This window comes from Marinomonas sp. PE14-40, assembly GCF_051623805.1.
In the GTDB taxonomy this organism is placed as follows: Bacteria; Pseudomonadota; Gammaproteobacteria; order Pseudomonadales; family Marinomonadaceae; genus Marinomonas.
The window spans coordinates 3,491,841-3,509,894 of the sequence record NZ_CP130700.1; the positions used below are offsets into that span (position 1 = coordinate 3,491,841).

At 41.4% G+C, this 18,054-nt stretch carries 17 protein-coding genes; 3 read left to right on the plus strand and 14 right to left on the minus strand.

The genetic code is table 11. The features are described 5' to 3' along the window. Nucleotides 1-94 precede the first annotated feature (94 nt). The 5 genes from oppF to Q0A08_RS16195 all read right to left on the minus strand — a co-directional run bounded on the left by oppF (nucleotide 95) and on the right by Q0A08_RS16195 (nucleotide 5,681). Nucleotides 95-1,090 (minus strand): murein tripeptide/oligopeptide ABC transporter ATP binding protein OppF, encoded by a 996-nt coding sequence (gene oppF / locus Q0A08_RS16175; protein WP_438462547.1) that lies wholly within the window; start codon nucleotides 1,088-1,090, stop codon nucleotides 95-97. Beyond that, nucleotides 1,087-2,058, minus strand: coding sequence for an oligopeptide ABC transporter ATP-binding protein OppD (oppD, locus tag Q0A08_RS16180; RefSeq protein WP_438462548.1), 972 nt, complete (start codon nucleotides 2,056-2,058; stop codon nucleotides 1,087-1,089). Before oppD ends, oppF begins: the two co-directional genes overlap by 4 nt. Nucleotides 2,059-2,068: 10 nt before the next feature. Continuing rightward, nucleotides 2,069-2,995 carry an oligopeptide ABC transporter permease OppC gene (oppC, locus tag Q0A08_RS16185; protein WP_438462549.1) on the minus strand — a complete coding sequence of 309 codons (927 nt, stop codon included), beginning with the start codon at nucleotides 2,993-2,995 and terminating at the stop codon, nucleotides 2,069-2,071. A gap of 11 nt (nucleotides 2,996-3,006) precedes the next feature. Beyond that, nucleotides 3,007-3,927, minus strand: coding sequence for an oligopeptide ABC transporter permease OppB (oppB, locus tag Q0A08_RS16190; protein WP_438462550.1), 921 nt, complete (start codon nucleotides 3,925-3,927; stop codon nucleotides 3,007-3,009). Nucleotides 3,928-4,064: 137 nt separating this feature from the next. Next, nucleotides 4,065-5,681 carry a peptide ABC transporter substrate-binding protein gene (locus tag Q0A08_RS16195; protein WP_438462551.1) on the minus strand — a complete coding sequence of 539 codons (1,617 nt, stop codon included), beginning with the start codon at nucleotides 5,679-5,681 and terminating at the stop codon, nucleotides 4,065-4,067. A gap of 282 nt (nucleotides 5,682-5,963) precedes the next feature. On the opposite strand from Q0A08_RS16195, the gene cysZ reads away from it, so the two are divergent. Together cysZ and Q0A08_RS16205 are read left to right on the plus strand one after the other, a co-directional pair. Then, on the plus strand, nucleotides 5,964-6,740 hold the full coding sequence (gene cysZ, locus Q0A08_RS16200; protein WP_438462552.1) for a sulfate transporter CysZ: 777 nt from the start codon (nucleotides 5,964-5,966) through the stop codon (nucleotides 6,738-6,740). Beyond that, nucleotides 6,741-7,637 carry a response regulator gene (locus Q0A08_RS16205; protein ID WP_438462553.1) on the plus strand — a complete coding sequence of 299 codons (897 nt, stop codon included), beginning with the start codon at nucleotides 6,741-6,743 and terminating at the stop codon, nucleotides 7,635-7,637. Nucleotides 7,638-7,731: 94 nt separating this feature from the next. Here Q0A08_RS16205 and phoR read toward each other — a convergent pair whose 3' ends face one another. From phoR to Q0A08_RS16250, 9 genes are all read right to left on the minus strand, one after another. Further along, nucleotides 7,732-9,063: a phosphate regulon sensor histidine kinase PhoR gene (phoR, locus tag Q0A08_RS16210; protein ID WP_438462554.1), complete on the minus strand. Its 1,332-nt coding sequence runs from the start codon at nucleotides 9,061-9,063 to the stop codon at nucleotides 7,732-7,734. 6 nt (nucleotides 9,064-9,069) lie between these two features. Then, nucleotides 9,070-9,765 (minus strand): phosphate regulon transcriptional regulator PhoB, encoded by a 696-nt coding sequence (phoB, locus tag Q0A08_RS16215; protein WP_438462555.1) that lies wholly within the window; start codon nucleotides 9,763-9,765, stop codon nucleotides 9,070-9,072. A gap of 82 nt (nucleotides 9,766-9,847) precedes the next feature. Further along, nucleotides 9,848-10,705, minus strand: a complete 858-nt coding sequence (ubiA, locus tag Q0A08_RS16220) for a 4-hydroxybenzoate octaprenyltransferase (RefSeq protein ID WP_438462556.1) — start codon at nucleotides 10,703-10,705, stop codon at nucleotides 9,848-9,850. Continuing rightward, nucleotides 10,705-11,289, minus strand: coding sequence for a chorismate--pyruvate lyase family protein (locus Q0A08_RS16225; protein WP_438462557.1), 585 nt, complete (start codon nucleotides 11,287-11,289; stop codon nucleotides 10,705-10,707). Before Q0A08_RS16225 ends, ubiA begins: the two co-directional genes overlap by 1 nt. An 86-nt stretch (nucleotides 11,290-11,375) precedes the next feature. Beyond that, entirely contained in the window at nucleotides 11,376-12,641 is a 1,266-nt protein-coding gene (locus tag Q0A08_RS16230; protein ID WP_438462558.1) for an HDOD domain-containing protein, read from the minus strand. 111 nt (nucleotides 12,642-12,752) lie between these two features. Beyond that, nucleotides 12,753-13,532: an amino acid ABC transporter ATP-binding protein gene (locus Q0A08_RS16235; RefSeq protein WP_438462559.1), complete on the minus strand. Its 780-nt coding sequence runs from the start codon at nucleotides 13,530-13,532 to the stop codon at nucleotides 12,753-12,755. 21 nt (nucleotides 13,533-13,553) lie between these two features. Next, nucleotides 13,554-14,654, minus strand: coding sequence for an amino acid ABC transporter permease (locus Q0A08_RS16240; RefSeq protein ID WP_438462561.1), 1,101 nt, complete (start codon nucleotides 14,652-14,654; stop codon nucleotides 13,554-13,556). A 10-nt stretch (nucleotides 14,655-14,664) separates the two neighbouring features. Next, nucleotides 14,665-15,840: an amino acid ABC transporter permease gene (locus Q0A08_RS16245; protein ID WP_438462562.1), complete on the minus strand. Its 1,176-nt coding sequence runs from the start codon at nucleotides 15,838-15,840 to the stop codon at nucleotides 14,665-14,667. A gap of 94 nt (nucleotides 15,841-15,934) precedes the next feature. Next, nucleotides 15,935-16,957, minus strand: a complete 1,023-nt coding sequence (locus Q0A08_RS16250) for an amino acid ABC transporter substrate-binding protein (RefSeq protein WP_438462563.1) — start codon at nucleotides 16,955-16,957, stop codon at nucleotides 15,935-15,937. Nucleotides 16,958-17,576: 619 nt separating this feature from the next. Between Q0A08_RS16250 and lrp the strand changes: the two genes are divergently transcribed. After that, nucleotides 17,577-18,053, plus strand: a complete 477-nt coding sequence (gene lrp, locus Q0A08_RS16255; protein ID WP_046015371.1) for a leucine-responsive transcriptional regulator Lrp — start codon at nucleotides 17,577-17,579, stop codon at nucleotides 18,051-18,053. Nucleotide 18,054 lies beyond the last annotated feature (1 nt).

The window sequence follows — 18,054 nt, forward strand, 5'->3', positions numbered from 1 at the left end:
ATCAATTAGATGGCGTTAAATGCAGGAAGTGAAAAATAAAAAAAAGCCTTCATCTAATCATAAATGAAGGCATCAAAGGGCATTGCAAAAATGTCTAGTTAATGTCGCTTAGTCTCACACACGCAGCTTCATGAGACTCGGTAACACTTTCCAGTTGAGGAATATGTTGAGCACATGCTTCTGTCGCGCTTGGGCAGCGAGTTCTAAAAACACAACCAGACGGTGGGTTAATCGGGGATGGCAAATCGCCAGATAACAGCTGAATCTCTTTTTCCCTTTCCAGTTTAGGATCTGGCACAGGGACAGCTGATAATAGGGCTTTGGTATAAGGGTGTTTTGGTGAATCGTAGAGTGAATGCTTATCTGCAAGCTCAACCGCATGACCTAGGTACATCACTAGAACACGGTCTGAAATATGTTTAACGACACTTAAATCGTGCGCAATGAAGACTAAAGAAAGTCCCATTTCTTTTTGCAGAGACTTAAGCAGGTTAACCACTTGAGCTTGAATTGACACATCCAATGCTGATACCGGCTCGTCACAAACAACCAATTTTGGTTCAAGAATCAGTGCGCGAGCAATTCCGATACGCTGACATTGGCCACCAGAAAATTCATGTGGGTAGCGGTTAATAACATTCGGTAGTAAACCTACCTTGGTCATGATAGCGCGAACTTTTTCTTTTATCGCATCATCACTTAAGTCAGGCTGAAAGGTCTTAAGTGGTTCAGCGATGATCTCACCAATAGTCATTCTAGGGTTTAGCGAGGCTAACGGGTCTTGGAAGATCATTTGTAATTCTTGACGCTTATCACGCATGTCTTTTTTATTGAGCTGGGTTAGGTCCTGTCCTAACCAAACAACATTGCCTTGGGTAATTGGCAATAGGCGTAATAGGGCACGGGCAAGAGTTGATTTACCACAACCTGATTCACCCACAACACCAAGGGTTTCCCCTTCATAAATTTTAAGGCTTACACCATCTACTGCTTTTAGAGGGCGACCTTTCTCCCAAGGCCAAGAATTCTCATTCTTGATGTTAAAGTGAACCTTTAAATCATTTACTTCCATTAGGACTTTGTTGTTCATGCTACTAGCTCCTTAATGGATTTATGACAAGCGCGTAAACCATGGTTCTCACATTGAATAAGTTCTGGTGATTCAGTACGACACTTATCTGAAGCGTGAACACAGCGTTCTTGGAAAGGGCAGCCTTGTGGCAATTGTAATAAGTTAGGTGGATTACCAGGAATGGTTGCTAGGATTTCCCCTTCCGTATCAAGGCGAGGAATCGCTTCTAATAAACCCTGAGTGTAAGGGTGTGAAGGGTGATAGAAGACGTTATCTGTGGTGCCATATTCCATAGTACGACCAGCGTACATGACCAATACTTTGTCACATAAACCGGCAACTACTCCCAAATCATGAGTAATCATAATGATAGAGGTATTAAAGTCAGACTTAAGCTCATTCAGCAGAGTTAGAATCTGTGCTTGTACCGTTACATCAAGTGCTGTGGTCGGTTCATCTGCAATTAAAAGTTTAGGGCGACACAATAACGCCATCGCTATCATGACACGCTGGCGCATACCACCAGAAAACTCATGCGGGTACATATTCATACGCTTACGCGCTTCTGGCATCTTTACCGCATCAAGCATGCGTACAGATTCTTCAAAAGCATCTTTCTTGGTCATACCTTTATGTAGGATCAAGACTTCCATCAACTGCTTACCGACCTTCATGTAAGGGTTTAATGAGGTCATAGGGTCTTGGAAAATCATCGCGATTTTCTCAGAGCGGATGCGGTTCATAGCGCTTTCAGGCAAACCTAAAATGTTTTGACCTTCAAATAAAGCGTTACCTTCAACTAAGCCATTGCCTGCAAGTAAGCCCATTAAAGCAAACGCAGTTTGGCTTTTGCCAGAACCTGACTCGCCTACAATGCCTAGGGTTTCACCTTCAGCAAGGCTGAAATTTAGATTATTAACAGCCGTTACAGAACCGTCTGGCGTTTTAAAGTTAACGCGTAAATCTTGGACATCTAATAAGTTCATATAACTCTCCTTAGCGATCTTTAGGGTCTAGTGCGTCGCGCAAACCGTCGCCTAGGAAGTTAAAACAAAACAGGGTAAGAATCAGGAAGGTTAGCGGCCAAGCAAGCTGCCAAATCGCAAGTTCCATGGTACCTGCACCTTCAGAAATAAGAGCCCCCCAACTTGTCATCGGCTCTTGAACACCAAGTCCTAAGAAGCTGATGAAAGACTCTAGTAGAATCATGCCTGGCACGAGTAGGGTGGCGTAAACCACAACGATACCCAGCAAGTTAGGAATAATGTGGCGGGTAATAATCTTGAATGAAGACACACCACAAGCATGCGCGGCTTCAATGTACTCTTTATTTTTCAAACTTAAAGTTTGTCCGCGCACAATACGCGCCATGTCTAACCAAGAAATGGCACCGATTGCGACAAAGATCAAAAAGATATGACGCCCAAAAATAGTCATCAAGATGATCACGAAAAACATGAATGGGAAAGAGTTAAGAATCTCTAGAGCACGCATCATAATGCTGTCGACACGACCACCTAGGTAACCAGATGTAGCCCCATAAAGCGTACCGATAACGATAGCCACAAAACTACCTAGAATACCCACTAGTAAGGAGATTTGGCCCCCTTGCATGGTACGTACAAAAATATCACGGCCTAGAACATCTGTACCAAAGTAGTGGCCAGTTTCAAAGCTAGGGCGGCCTAAGTTTTCAATATCAGACAAGGCTTCCCAGTCGATATCATCATAGTTCCACACACTTAGAAAAGGGCCAACAAGCGCTAATAGCGCAATGATTCCAAGAATAATCAAACTGATAACCGCAGCATGGTTTGACAGAAAGCGGCGTCTCGCATCTTGCCATAAACTACGGCCTTCAATTTCAGTCACTTGTTGTGCGAAATCTTCTACGGCCTCGATTTTATCTTTAGTTAACATCATGATTGAGTGCCTTAATAACGAATTTTTGGATCAATAACCGCGTATAAAATATCGACGACGGCATTAAATAAAATAGTAAGTGAGCCAACTAAAATGGTGACACCCATAACCATTGAGTAGTCACGGTTTAGCGCACCATTAATGAAATGCTGGCCAATACCACCTGTACCAAAATACACATCTACAATCACAGAGCCTGTGATAATGCCGACAAATGCAGGCCCTAAATAAGAAATAACAGGGAGCATGGTTGGACGTAGCGCATGTTGCAAAATTATGCGGTAAGACGGTAAGCCTTTCGCTCTAGCGGTACGAATGAAGTTGGAGTGCATCGTCTCTATCATGCTGCCTCGAGTAATTCGGGCAATTTGTGCGATGTAACTGGTCGACATGGCAATGACTGGCATAACAAGGTAAGGCCAAGCGCCATCATTCCAACCACCTGCGGGTAACCACTGAAGGTAGATGGAGAAAAATAAGATACAAAGAGGTGCTAAGACAAAGTTAGGCAGCACGATACCGATATTGGCAAAGGCCATGACACAATAATCAACTAATGAGTTCTGTCTTAAGGCAGCATAAATACCACAAGACACACCGATGACAACGGCAATAATAAAAGACCAGATACCGATTTCAGCGGATACAGGTAAGCTCTGAGCTACTAATTCATTGATAGTAAAGTCTTTGTAGCGAAAGGATGGACCCAGGTCCCCTTGTAAAACGCCACCGAGATAGTAGAAGAACTGGTTAATAACAGGCTCATCAAGGTGGTATTTAGCGTTGATGTTCGCTAAAACTTCAGGCGGCAGAGAGCGCTCGCTTGAAAATGGACTACCTGGTGCAGAATGCATCAAGAAGAAAGAAACTGTGATGAGTATTAATAAAGTCGGAATCGCTTCAAAAATACGTTTAAAAATAAATGTCAGCATAATAATACCTGATTAGCCTCATGGGCCAAGGTTCTAACCATTGACTAATACTAGGGAAACTAGATCTTAGAAGAAGTAAGGGAGGTAGCAGACTTACCTAATGTAAGTCTGCTACTAGCGCTTAATACATAGAGCTCTTAGTGAGCAATGATGTACATGTCGCGGCTATAGATGTTGTCTTCTGGGTTTGGCTGATAACCACCAACGTAAGGTTTTTTCATACGCTTAGTAACATAGGTGTAGATAGGTGCGACAGCCATATCTTGGTTGATCGCAATTTCTTCTGCCTTGTTATAGTTGCTAGCAGGGTTTTGCATTGTTTTTGCTTCGTTCAACAAGCGGTCATATTCAGTGTTTGAGTATTTACCGTCGTTGTTACCATGAGTCGATGTTAACAAATCAAGCATAGTTGATGCTTCGTTGTAATCACCGATCCAACCCGCACGAGCAACTTGGAAGTCACCTGCTTTTTTCGTTTCTAGGTAAGTCTTCCACTCTTGGTTTTCAAGTGTTACTTCTACACCCAATGTTTTCTTCCACATAGAAGCAATCGCAATCGCAATACGTTTGTGGCCATCATTTGTGTTGTAAAGAAGGTTAAAAGTCAGAGGGTTATTTTTATCAAAGCCCGCTGATTGAAGTAGTTTTTTCGCTTCAGCTTCACGCTCTTTTTGAGTCATAGTTGCATAAGCAGGTGTTTCTGGATCAAAACCATTCACGATAGAAGGTGTGAAAGAGTAAGCTGGTTGCTCACCAACACCGGTTACGTATTTAGTAATGACGTCACGGTTGATCGCAAAAGAAAGTGCTTTACGAACATCTGGGTTGTTGTAAGGTGCAACCTGAGTATTGAACTGGTAGTAGTAAGTACCCAATTGAGGTGTGATGATTACTTCGTTTGGAGACTCTTTCTTCAAACGCTTGAAGTGGTCACTTGGTAGGTTCCAAGTAATATCAATTTCACCCGCTTCATAGCGCTTAAGGTCAGCACTATCATTTTCTAACGGTAAAAAAGTTACTTTGTTGATAACGGTTTTGTCGTTATTCCAATAGTTATCGTTACGAACCATCACCATCTTCTCGTTTACGATCCAAGAATCAAGTTTGTAGGCACCGTTACTTACCATATTGCCAGGTTTAACCCACTCAGAACCGTGCTTTTCGATGGTTTTACGTGGTGCTGGGAAAAGTGTTTGGTGAGACGTCATTTTTACGAAGTAAGGAACAGGGCGTTCCAGTGTTACTTCAAATGTGTAGTCGTCTACGGCTTTAACACCTAGGCTTTTCACATTTGCTTTACCGTTAATAATTTTTGACGCATTAACAATAGATGGAATTTCAACATACCAAGCATAAGCAGATGCAGTCACTGGATCAACAGCACGCTGGAAGCCAAATACGAAGTCATGAGCGGTAACTGAGTCGCCGTTAGACCATTTAGCATCTTTACGTAGGTTGAATGTATAGACAGTGTTATCTGCATTTGTTGTATAGCTAGTTGCAACACCTGGAGTTAGGTTGCCATCGCCATCAAGGTTGTATAAACCTTCAAAAAGCTCACGAGTACGGTGAGAGCCTGGTGTTCCTTCTACTTTTTGTGGATCAAGTGTTGCAGGTTCTGCGCCACCACCACGTACAAGTTCTTGAACATCCGCTAGCTTAACGCCAGCAGGAACATCGGCAGCTTGAGTCTGTACTGCGCCGAAGGCTACGCTAAGTAACGCACTAGCGAGTAGAGTTTTTTTCAGGTTCATAAAAGGCCCCTTTAGTTAACTTAAGTTATTTATTATTAATGGTGCATTGTTTCTCTGACACTAAACTTTCTAATTGCAGCAAATGTCTGAGTCTTCGATAGTTAACTAATTGGGTAAATGGCTCAATCGAAATTGCGCATTACGCTATACGCATAATAAAGGTTTAATCTAAAAAACGAATAAATAGGCTCTGCTAAATCGGTTGGGAAGCGTGATAATTACAGGGAAGTTAGATAAAAATATGATAATGTCTATTTTCTAGAAAATTGATGGAACAAATTTGTGATACTGCAACCTTTTCAAGTGATAGGGGCTTATTTAAAAGCGTTACCTATCCTACTTTCGCCGGGTTTAAGGCTTTTTATCCTGGTACCTTTATTAGCCAATATGGGCCTAATGGCGCTGCTATATATGGTCGCATTTAGCTATTTTGGTGACTTAACGGCTTATCTGATGAGCTGGTTGCCTGATTGGCTTTCATTTTTAAGTTGGCTATTTTATCTAGGCTTTAGTTTGTTAAGTGCTATCAGTCTATTTTATGCGTTTTCTATCGGCGTCAATATAATCGCAGCACCTTTCAACGGCATTCTTGCTGAAAAAGTAGAGGCTAGATTATCGGGAGAGACAGTTGAATCTGATTTAGACTTTCGTAAAGTATGTCTCTTGATTAGCCAAAGTGTAGTGCGCGAATTACAGAAAGTACTCTACTTTTTGCCTCGCTTTATACTTTTGTTTATCCTGTCCTTAATACCTATAGTTAACATCATTACGCCTTTTCTTTGGCTATTCTTTGGCGCTTGGGTGTTAGCGATACAATATATGGATTACTCGTTCGATAATAACCGAGTATCTTTTGCTGAAATGCGAGTAGGTCTTAGGCAAAAACCTATTTTATGTTGGTCTTTTGGCTTCATAGTCATGCTGCTACTACCTATTCCATTCGTTAATTTTGTGGTCATTCCATTAGCGGTGGTGGCCTCTACCATTCTTTGGTGTGATTCATTTAAAGCAAGTTATTCAAAGAGTGATAGCCTTGCACAAAATTTTGGAAATAAATAAATGGCTATAAAAATTTTGGTTGTTGATGATGCTTCTTTTACTCGAGATCTGATTCGTCGTACTTTAAAAAAACACTTTCCATCAGCTCAGTTGGAAGAAGCGGTAAACGGTCGTAAAGCTCAACAACTTATGAATAAGGTCAAATTTGATATGATCTTATGCGATTGGGAAATGCCTGAAATGACAGGGCTTGAACTACTTGATTGGTGTCGTCAGCAAGATAATTACAAAAAGGAAAACGTGCCTTTTGTCATGATCACCAGCCGTGGCGATAAAGACCATGTAGTGGAAGCGGTAAAAACTGGGGTAACGGATTACCTAGGTAAACCTTTCTCCAGTGAGCAACTGGTTAATAAAATAGTATCAGCGGCGAAAAAGCATAATTTAGATTCCGCTCTGATGGCTAAAGGCGCTAGAGGCACAGGTGCTGAAAAGGAAGTGTTGGATAATCTAACAAAAGCGGCGACAGGTTCTGGCCCTAAAGGCATGACAAGTCATACTTCAGGTTCTCTAGATGTTTTACTTGGAGGAAAAAGCCCGAAAGCAGCAACGGTTACTAAACCTAAAATCACTCACCCTAAAGTCACGATTAAAGACGTTAAAGTGCCGAGTATGGTGCGTTTTGCGGGTAAGCAGTTTAGAACCATGGTGATCCAGTTTAGCTGTACAGAAGCCAGTCTTTTGATTAAGAGTGACGATGTTATTCCAAGCGTATTAGATCAAGCCGTGCTCGATTTAGAGTTTAAAGGTAAGGTCAACCGTTTGAACTATTATGTGCAAGGCGTAGCGACAACAGAGAAAAAACCAACCTCATCTTTTTTGACCGTCACGTTAGGGTTAATTGATCAGGATGAAGAGAAAGAGACTTTTATTAAAGCCTTGTTTGAAAGCTTGTAGCGAGACGTTTAACTTCATGAGTTATATGCGTTAGTGTTTTCTTGCTAGAAAGATAAATGGCTAGTCCAAATAGAATTGGACTAGCCAATAAACGCTAAGAGGCGTCCTTATCAATCGCTTCAATCTCTGGTGTACTTGATTCTCTTACCCTTGTACGAGGGAAGTGGCAGGAAAAAGTACTGCCAAAGCCAAGCTGACTACTAATATCCAACTTACTATCGTGATGATGAAGTACATGCTTCACAATAGACAGACCTAAGCCAGTACCTGCAGTGTCAGAACCTCGACCTTTATCAATCCGAAAGAAACGTTCGGTTAATCTAGGAATAAACCTAGGATCTATTCCTAAGCCATTATCCTGAACACAGAAAATCCCACCGTCTTTATTTACTTGCCAGCTTATATCTATTTCACCACCATCGGGTGAGTACTTGAGTGCATTCACGACTAGATTTGAGAACGCGCTATAAAGTTCGCTGTAACTACCAAAGATAGAGCTTTCTTCATCCGCATCCCAGCTTAAAAAGTGTTCGCTGGTGGTAAACACCTTAGCTGAATCACAAATCACCTGAATAAGATCACTGACATTATGCCATTGGTCTGAATCTGCTCTTTGGTTGCTTTCTAAACGAGAAAGAAGGAGCAAGTCTTCGATCAGTAATTCCATGCGATTAGACTGAGTATTCATATTTACCACGCCTTTTTGCATCCGCTCAGGCAAAGACTCTTTAAACATATCCAGTGTTTCTAGATAGCCTTTAATCACTGTGAGTGGTGTTTTTAGCTCGTGTGAGGCATTGGCAACAAAGTCTTTACGCATTTGCTCAAGTAAGTGCAGACGTGTGACGTCACGAACAAAAATAAGGTGATCATTTTTTGAATAAAGCGTGGTTTGAAACTCTAGAAAAGTGCCTTCTTTGGCGGGTGATTGAATCACCAAAGGGTCGCCAAATCGCTTTTGGCTAAAATAACGAAAAAACTCAGGAGTGCGAACAATGTTGGTTAACGGCTGGCTTCGGTCTGTGGGTTTAACTAAACCAAGCAAATCTCCAGCGGAAGTATTCCACCACTCTAAGCGGCCTGTGTTATCGGCCATGATAACGCCATCTTGCAATGCTGATGTAGAGTCTTCAATTCTAGCTAAAGCTTGTTGCATGCGCTTTTTAGACTTTCTTTGTTTCTTTTGCAGTCGATTAACTGCGTCAAAAACATCCCCCCAAATTCCTGAAGAATCCGGAGGTAATGAACGTCCAGAACGTCGAATCCAGCTATGAAAGCGATAAAGCTCGTAAAACTGCCAACATAATAAACTTAAAACATATAAAAATAGTAAAGGGAAAGTTTGCTCGCTAAGCATGCCAATAAATAGGCAAGTGAAAAAACCAAGCAAAAGTTTAACGGTGGCGCTTTTCCAAACTGTCTTCATAAGTTTTTAAGCCAAACGCTTACTTGAAAATCGATAACCTGTACCCCTAACGGTTTGAATAAGGTAATCATGGCTATCACCTATCGCTTTACGTAAGCGACGAATGTGAACATCGACAGTTCTCTCTTCAACGTAAACATTCCCACCCCAAACCTGATCCAATAGCTGTGCTCTTGAATAAGCTCTTTCTTGGTGAGTGATTAAAAACTTGAGTAAACGATATTCGGTTGGGCCCATTTCTAAAGGTTTAGTGCCTATAGAAACCCTTTGGCTTAGAGGATCAAGTTTTAGACCATCAACCTCAATAGGCTCATCAACACCCTGAGGGTGAGCTCGACGTAGTACCGCCTTAAGGCGAGCAACTAACTCTCGAGGTGAAAAAGGCTTGGTGATGTAATCGTCCGCACCTGCTTCTAATCCTTGAATTTTATTGTCTTCTTCACTTTTTGCGGTAAGCATGATGACGGGAATTTCAGCTGTTAGTACGTCTTTTTTAAGACGACGTGTTAGCTCAATACCACTGCCACCAGGCATCATCCAATCCACAAGGATCAAATCGGGTCTATGATCCACGATTATCTCGTAGGCGGTACGGCTATTATCCGCTTCAAGGTATTCATAACCAGCCATCTCAAGAGCAATGGCGATCATTTCTCGAATTGATGATTCATCGTCAATTATTAATACTTTTTTACCGGTCACAGGATCTATCCTCTTCTCTGGAACGGTTTAATTAAAACGATCAATTGTGACAGTTTAGTTAAAATGTCACAGATGACTTAATTTAGTGTACAAAAAAGCCCGCAATAAAGCCTAAAAATACACAAAAGCCTATGCGATTATTATCTAAAAATGATTTAAAACAAGCAGATCGCTCCCTTTCTCTTGCTTGCCAAAATTGTTGAAAGAAAAAGCCAGCGCTAATCAACAAACTGATAAAAAAGAAAGCGCCTAGCTCTCTGATAACACCGACCCAAACCAATAATGACAGAGCAAGTCCTTGTAGCAGTAAAATAATGACAAGGTCATATTGAGCAAAGAGTATCGCAGTGGACTTGATTCCTACCTTAAGATCATCATTGCGGTCGACCATGGCGTAATAAGTGTCGTAGGCGATCGTCCAAAACACATTCGCCATAAAGAGCATCCAAAGTTCAATGTCAGTTAAGGAGCCACCTTGAGCTACATAGGCCATAGGAATCGCCCAAGAGAAAGCTAATCCTAGAAATAACTGAGGTAAATGGGTGACTCGTTTCATGAAAGGGTATAGCGCTGCTAAGCCTAAACCGACAAAGGATAAGATAATGGTTTTTAGATCGGTGAAAAGTACGAGTACAAAACTGATGAGACATAATAAGGCAAAAAAGCCTAAGGCTTCTTTTTCGCTAACCCTGCCTGAAGGCAGCGGACGACCCTTGGTTCGCTCAACAAAACCATCAACTTTTCTATCTGCATAATCATTAATAACACAACCCGCTGAGCGCATAGAAAAGACGCCAGCAATAAAAATAAGAAGTAAGTGCCAATCAGGAAAGCCATCAGCAGCAAGCCACAAGGCCCATAAAGTTGGCCACAAGAGTAATAGGGTGCCAATCGGCTTATCTAGTCGAGCTAACTCGGCTAAAGCGATGATTTTACTCATTATTCATCCTTTAAATTTAAAAAGGGTTTGATTGCAGGAAAAAACACTTCATTGACGAGTATACCTTGACCATATTGATAGAAAACAGAGCGTCTTGCCCAAGTTGGCTCGTTTATATGAGAAAACAAGTTAGCAGGCAGTTGGGCCACTTCTATTTCGCCACGAGTCAGACCTTTATGCTTATAAAGGAAGCCACCAAGGGGGTTATTACCTAACTTAGGTAAATAGCGCCAATGGCCTTTTAATGACCTTGCAGGAATGATGGAGCGTGCATAGATAATGGCTTGACCATCTACGTTAAGGATAACTTCTCGTATGCGAGCCGCTTCACGGGCTTTTAAGTTAAGTTTTTTTCTTTCTCTTTGGGTCGTTTGGCCCCAAGTATCTGAAATGACATCGACCGTCAGTTTGCCCAGTGTTTGAATTTTTGCCGTTAAAGAACCCTGCTCTGTAAGCCATGGAAATATAAAAGCGGGAATATTTTTACTGTGAGCACGGCTCAAAGATGACCAAACATAATCAAATTGTTTGGTCGCTGTGAAGTTGAGTCTTGGGTTGCTGTTTGGCTGATCAATAACTGGCATCAAAATAAGGATATTGTCCCAATAGTCTAAAAATATAACCCGAGCTTAAGAAAAGAGAGAGCCTTTCCTATTGAAGTCTGACTTACCTAATTGCCATTAATTAAAGATACCATCAACTTAATGTTTTCTGAGTTGTCTTGTAGGTCTTTATAAAGGCTTTGTAGTTGTTTCTGATCCAGCCCAATCATATCTTGGCTGGCTTTAGAAATATCTTCTTTATTCAACAGGTTATGACATACATTTAACATTCTCGCTATGATGGCATTTTCTCCATCATAGGCCAAATTTTTACTGTAACGAATGCCGTTACAGATACCATCTGGTAAGTCCCAATGACGTAATAGCCAAGCCCCAATCTGTTCTCTACTGAGCTTAAGTAACTGTACTTCAACTAAATTGGTTGGAAGGTGAGCGTTAATTTCAAGTTGACGAGACAAGATATTAAAATGAGGTGGTAACACGGCGCCAATGGCTAGCAAGCCAAAGTTATGTAGCAAGCCTGCTAGGTAAGCATGGCCTAACCTAGGGCGCTTTTTCGCAGGCATGGCTTTCACCATCGCTTCCATTAAAGAGGCGAAGGAAACCGCTTCAAGCCAGTAATTATCATAGTGTCTAGGCCCATTTTCCGGCACAGCTAAGGCTTTACCCATTGATAGACCAAGTGCTAGGTTCATCACCATATCAAAACCTAACACACGAATGATAGCATCCTCTACCGACTCAATTTCTCCAGGCGCACCATAGTAAGGAGAGCTGGCCCAACTAACGACCTGAGCCGCTAAACTAGGGTCAAGGCTAATCACTTCACATAACTCATCAGTGCCTGCATTCTCATCTGCACACAAACGTATGATGCGCTGTGATGATGCTGGTAAAGGAGGGAGTTCAAGAGTTTCTTCTAAACGTTGACGAAGACGAATGGACTGAAATCCACCTAAAGCACTCAACATGCTTTCTTCATCTTGCTCATGGCTTTCAACTTCGGTTTTAAGCTGATCTTGAGGGATGGAGAAATCGCCAAAGTAACATTTAGAGCCTGAAAAAATCTTATTAATCTCAATTGCCTCGATTGAGTTAAATTTCGTCAGATCTGTTTTTTTCAGAGATAGCTTAGTTTTACCTTTGAGGCTTTCATCAATATAGGTGATGACTTTATGAGTATTGAGCAGTAGGTCACTGGTGACATTATAAGAATTTATCGTGGCTAAGCGGCGCTTACTAACGCGTGTAATAGCACCGATATCGAGCATAGAATCAAATGGGAAAATGGCTTGAACCTTACCGGTTGAATCCTGTAAGTGAACAATTTTAACCTTTAGGCTTGGGGTTATATCTGATTCTTGCTGAGTCATAAATTTCAATTTGCGTCATGAGTGTTAATAAGCAAGCAATTTAACAAATATCGAAAAACAAAAAAGCCCCTAAAAGGGGCTTTTTTGTGCAATGACTGCTTTTTTTCTCAATTAGTGGTTCAAAATCTGACTTAAGAACAATTGAGTACGGTCATGCTGAGGGTTTTCAAAGAATTCGTGTGGTTCATTCGCTTCCACGATTTCACCCGCATCCATGAAAACAACACGGTCAGCAACGGTTTTTGCAAAGCCCATCTCGTGAGTTACACAAACCATTGTCATACCTTCATCAGCTAGCTGAATCATTACATCTAGTACTTCCTTGATCATTTCAGGGTCAAGTGCGGATGTCGGCTCATCAAACAGCATGATGCGTGGCTTCATGCAAAGACCACGGGCAATCGCAACACGCTGTTGCTGACCACCAGAAAGCTGACCTGGGAATTTGTTCGCCTGGTTCGCTATCTTTACACGCTCAAGGTAATGCATTGCCATCTCTTCAGCTTCTTTCTTAGGCATCTTACGAACCCAGATTGGTGCTAAAGTCAGGTTTTCCAAAATCGTTAAGTGTGGGAACAGGTTAAAGTGCTGGAACACCATACCCACATCCTTACGGATAGCTTCGATGTTTTTCAAGTTATCGTTCATTTCAATGCCGTCAACAATGATAGAGCCCTTTTGGTGTTCTTCAAGACGGTTGATGCAACGAGTCATTGTTGATTTGCCTGAACCTGATGGTCCACAAACAACGATACGCTCGCCTTTTTTGATACTGAAATCGATGTTTTTAAGTACGTGGAAATCCCCGTACCACTTGTTTACATCTTTAAATTCGATAATTGCTTTTTCGCCCGGCTCAAGCTGAGCGAGTGCCATATTGTGTTCTGTCATTTGAAAGGCCTCAAAAAAATTCTAGTTCCGCTTGTGTCCGGTTTCTAACTTACGCTCGATTGCCATACTGTAACGTGACATAGCGAAGCAAATAGCCCAGTAGATAAAGCCAGCAAAGGCATAACCTTCGATGGTAGTACCTAGCCAGTTAGCATTATGAGTTGCTAATTGGATAATACCTAGGAAATCAAACATACCGACTATGTAAACCAGAGTTGTATCTTTAAACAAACCGATAAAGGTGTTTACGATACCTGGAATTACTAGTTTTAGCGCCTGTGGCAAGATAACCAATACCATAGACTGCCAGTAAGTTAGACCCATAGCATCAGCCGCTTCGTACTGACCTTTCGGAATCGCTTGTAAGCCACCACGTATTACTTCTGCCATGTAAGCTGCAGAGAATAAGGTGATACCAATTAATACACGCATAAGTTTATTAAAGTTCATACCATCAGGTAAGAACAACGGAATCATTACTGACGCCATAAACAAAATTGTGATCAGAGGAACTGCACGGATAGTTTCAATGAAAACAACACATACAGACTTAGCAATAGGCATGTCGGATTGACGACCTAGTGCAAGCAAAACACCTAATGGGAATGACGCAACGATACCTATGATACCGAGCAACATAGTTAGGAATAAACCACCCCATTGTGCTGTTTCTACTTCTGGCATACCGAATACGCCGCCAGCAAACAAGAAGTAAGCAATAACAGGATAACCAACCATAATAACAGTGGTTAAAATTGCTTTATTAATTGCTTTGATGGCATAACCTGCGACTAGAACAACTAGCATAATGCCGGCAAGATTAACGCGCCAGTATTCTTCAGGTGGGTATAAGCCGTACATGAACTGATTAAATCGCACATTTACAAAGGCCCAACATGCACCGCCAGCAGTACAGTCTGCTTTAGATGTGCCTTCCCAAGTTGCGTTAATAAAAGCCCAACTAATAACGGGTGGAATAAGCAAGTACACTAAATAAACACTGAATACGGTAAGTAATACATTCAGTGGAGAGGATAGTAAATTGCGCTTGACCCAAGCAACTGCACCTACCGAGTTTACTGGTGGTGGAAGGCTTGGAGATGGTTGAAAGATTTTCGCCATGATTCGCCTCCTATCTCTCTGTTAGTGACATTTTTTTGTTATACCAGTTCATAAATAATGAAATGGTCAAACTTAATGTGCCGTAAACCAGCATACATAAACCAATTGTCTCAATCGCCTGACCTGTCTGATTCAGGGTTGTACCCATCATGACAGCAACAAGTTCAGGGTAAGCGACAGCAGCACCTAAAGAGGAGTTTTTCGCTAAGTTTAAGTATTGGCTTGTTAGTGGTGGGATGATAACGCGTAATGCTTGTGGCAATACAATCAAACGTTGTGTTAGGCCATCAGGTAAACCTAATGAGCGAGACGCTTCAGTTTGTCCCCAGTTAACAGACAAAATACCGGCACGTACGATTTCAGCAATAAATGAACCTGTATAGGTAGAAAGAGCGATAAGAACTGCCACAAACTCTGGTGTTAACACCATGCCGCCTTTTACGTTAAAGCGACTTTTTTGCGGTACTTCAAACTCAATCGGGAAGCCAGATACAACAAGGGCTAAAAAGGTAACGACGATAATGACACCTAAAGAACTCCAATAAGCAGGGAACCAGTCACCTGTCCTGGTTTGGCGCTTTTTAGCCCAACGAATCAATGCGATAGACATCACAAGAGACAGTAGGAAACCAAAAATAACGATACCAAAACCATCTTGGAATTGAGGATCAGGTGAATATATTCCACGTTTATTCAACATGAAATCACCCAAAACTATACTGTTTTTAGGGGTAGGTAAGGCAGAGAGTACGGCGAAATACCAGAAGAACATTTGTAGTAACAAAGGGATGTTACGTAAAGTCTCGATATAAACTGTCGCCAGACGGGCTACTAACCAGTTGTTAGAAAGTCTTGCTAGACCCATAACAACACCAATGATAGTCGCAAGAATAATACCCATTATAGAAATGACAAAGGTATTAATCAGCGCAACCATGAAGGCGCGTCCGTAGGTGCTGGTTTCTGTGTAATCAATTAGGTGGATAAGAATGGGGAAGCCCGCTGGTTCGTTTAAAAAACGAAAACCAGTGGAAATACCGCGACTCTCTAGGTTGGATTGTAGGTTGTTGAATAGGTAGTAACCAACAAAAACTACAACGGCTAGCAGTATAACTTGAAAGATAATGGCGCGGTTGCCAGCATCATTCAAAAAACTGGTATTACTCGTTGGATTATTATTGCTCATCTCGTTTCAGGCAAAGTGTTTGCTCGTCAGTAGGATGGTAGGGCGAGGTAACATCAGGAGCGAAAGCTCCTGATGTTAGAGAGGCTATTACGAATTAACGAATTGGTGGCGCGTACATTACACCGCCATCTGTCCATAGTTTGTTCACGCCACGTGGTAGACCAACTGGAGTGTTAGGACCAATGTTACGTTCGAAAACTTCTTCGTAGTTACCTACTTGAGAGATGATGTTATAAGCCCAATTAGCGTCTAGGCCTAGAGCTGCACCCATATTACCTTCAGCACCTAGTAGACGTAGGATACCTGGATCTTTAGTTTCTGATTTGATTTTAGCTACGTTTTTAGAGCTAATGCCCATTTCTTCAGCGTTAACCTGAGCGAAGATTGCCCAAGTAACAACATCTTTCCACTGGTTGTCGCCGTGACGAACAACTGGGCCTAGAGGCTCTTTAGAAATAGTTTCTGGAAGAACGATGTGATCGTTCGGGTTAGCTAGTTTAGTACGTTGTGCTGCTAGACCTGATTTATCAGTTGTGTAAACGTCACAACGACCAGATGCATAAGCTGCTACAGCTTCGTCAACTTTCTGTACAACAACTGGAACGTATTCTAGTTGGTGCTTACGGAAGAAGTCAGCCATGTTCAATTCTGTTGTTGTACCTTGTTCAGTACAAACTGTTGCACCGTCAAGATCCAATGCTGTTTCCACACCTAGGTCTTTACGAACCATGAAACCTTGACCGTCGTAGAAGTTTACCGCAGTAAAGTCTAGACCTAGTGAAGTATCACGAGTGTAAGTCCAAGTAGTGTTACGAGAAAGCATGTCAACCTCACCAGAGGTTAGTGCTGCGAAACGTTCTTTAGAAGAAAGAGGGGTAAATTTAACTTTTTGAGCATCACCGAATACTGCTGCTGCAGTTGCACGACACCCATCAACGTCGATACCTGTCCAGTTACCAGAGTCATCGGCGTTTGAGAAACCAGGAACACCTTGGCTTACGCCACATTGAATAAAGCCTTTTGCTTTTACATCGTCAAGCGTACCAGCAGTTGCACCAGCACTTACTGTTAGAGCAACAGCTGCAGTAGAAATTAACTTACCCACGTTAGATTTCATCTTATTTTGCCTCCCAGGCGTTTTGATTGGTCGTAATTTTTAGACATAGATTATTGATATTTACTTGCGTTAAAACTCGAATTATTAGTGAGTTAAATTCTTCAATAGCAATTCTTAGGCCAAAATTAACTTATTATTTTATTTTGTATTATTACAGCCGAATATTCTGAAAGCATTCGGCTGGCCTCTATAGAATTACTGTTTAAGGTACTGAGTCAAGAGAAAACTAACAAAATACCCCTGCATTTTGAGTAGATCCTGCTTTTTTATAGTTTTTCTTTATCGATTAACTCTTTTTCGATAAAGAAAGTGAATTCAACTTCAAAAATAAACCTTTCAACTAGTAAGGTTTAAGTTAAGACTAAAAATTTAAAAAAGCACCATAATGGTTCGTCGAATCTTCTAAAAATGTCTTTTTGTACAGAATAATTGTCTGTTTTGAGCCATCACTTAGGGCTTGAAAATGTTATTGTTTTACTTTGTTCGCTTAACAGTGAAATATAGACGCTCTAAAACTGAAGCTAAGATCAATAAATACAAAGATTTGTAATTTTTGTTGTTCGCTGAGCGCATGCTAGACTAGCGTAAGACCTTGTTTGAATGGGGAGATTCAACAGAGATGGATAATTCGCCTAAACCGTTAGATAGGTTAGATCGAAAAATATTAAGAGAACTACAAGTAAACGGCAGATTATCTAATGTGGAGTTAGCTAGTCGTGTGGGCTTGAGTGCGACCCCTTGCTTAGAAAGGGTGCGTCGTTTAGAACGTAATGGCTATATCACAGGCTATTGCGCTTTAGTCGATCCTCGTAAAGTAGAAGCGGGCTTATTAGTATTTGTAGAAATTCGCCTTAAAGCCACATCACCAGAAGGTTTTAATGAATTTAAAGCATCCATTGCTAATATTCCTGAAATCTTAGAGTGCCACCTTATCGCTGGTGACTTTGAATACCTACTAAAGGCCCGTGTGCCAGATATGGATGCATATCGCCAATTGTTAGGTGAAACCTTGCTAACGCTTCCTCATGTGCGTGAGTCACGTACCTATGTTGCCATGGAAGAAGTGAAGAACACCACAGTCGTTAACATTCTCTAAA

What these genes read in the sequence shown, in the direction of transcription:
- Q0A08_RS16205 (WP_438462553.1), top strand. Translation starts at nt 6,741, where the DNA reads ATGGCTATAAAAATTTTGGTTGTTGATGATGCTTCTTTTACTCGAGAT.
- Q0A08_RS16245 (WP_438462562.1), bottom strand. Translation starts at nt 15,840, where the DNA reads ATGAGCAATAATAATCCAACGAGTAATACCAGTTTTTTGAATGATGCT.
- ubiA (WP_438462556.1), bottom strand. Translation starts at nt 10,705, where the DNA reads ATGAGTAAAATCATCGCTTTAGCCGAGTTAGCTCGACTAGATAAGCCG.
- lrp (WP_046015371.1), top strand. Translation starts at nt 17,577, where the DNA reads ATGGATAATTCGCCTAAACCGTTAGATAGGTTAGATCGAAAAATATTA.
- Q0A08_RS16250 (WP_438462563.1), bottom strand. Translation starts at nt 16,957, where the DNA reads ATGAAATCTAACGTGGGTAAGTTAATTTCTACTGCAGCTGTTGCTCTA.
- oppB (WP_438462550.1), bottom strand. Translation starts at nt 3,927, where the DNA reads ATGCTGACATTTATTTTTAAACGTATTTTTGAAGCGATTCCGACTTTA.
- Q0A08_RS16195 (WP_438462551.1), bottom strand. Translation starts at nt 5,681, where the DNA reads ATGAACCTGAAAAAAACTCTACTCGCTAGTGCGTTACTTAGCGTAGCC.
- phoR (WP_438462554.1), bottom strand. Translation starts at nt 9,063, where the DNA reads ATGAAGACAGTTTGGAAAAGCGCCACCGTTAAACTTTTGCTTGGTTTT.
- Q0A08_RS16235 (WP_438462559.1), bottom strand. Translation starts at nt 13,532, where the DNA reads ATGACAGAACACAATATGGCACTCGCTCAGCTTGAGCCGGGCGAAAAA.
- oppC (WP_438462549.1), bottom strand. Translation starts at nt 2,995, where the DNA reads ATGATGTTAACTAAAGATAAAATCGAGGCCGTAGAAGATTTCGCACAA.
- Q0A08_RS16225 (WP_438462557.1), bottom strand. Translation starts at nt 11,289, where the DNA reads ATGCCAGTTATTGATCAGCCAAACAGCAACCCAAGACTCAACTTCACA.
- Q0A08_RS16230 (WP_438462558.1), bottom strand. Translation starts at nt 12,641, where the DNA reads ATGACTCAGCAAGAATCAGATATAACCCCAAGCCTAAAGGTTAAAATT.
- Q0A08_RS16240 (WP_438462561.1), bottom strand. Translation starts at nt 14,654, where the DNA reads ATGGCGAAAATCTTTCAACCATCTCCAAGCCTTCCACCACCAGTAAAC.
- oppF (WP_438462547.1), bottom strand. Translation starts at nt 1,090, where the DNA reads ATGAACAACAAAGTCCTAATGGAAGTAAATGATTTAAAGGTTCACTTT.
- oppD (WP_438462548.1), bottom strand. Translation starts at nt 2,058, where the DNA reads ATGAACTTATTAGATGTCCAAGATTTACGCGTTAACTTTAAAACGCCA.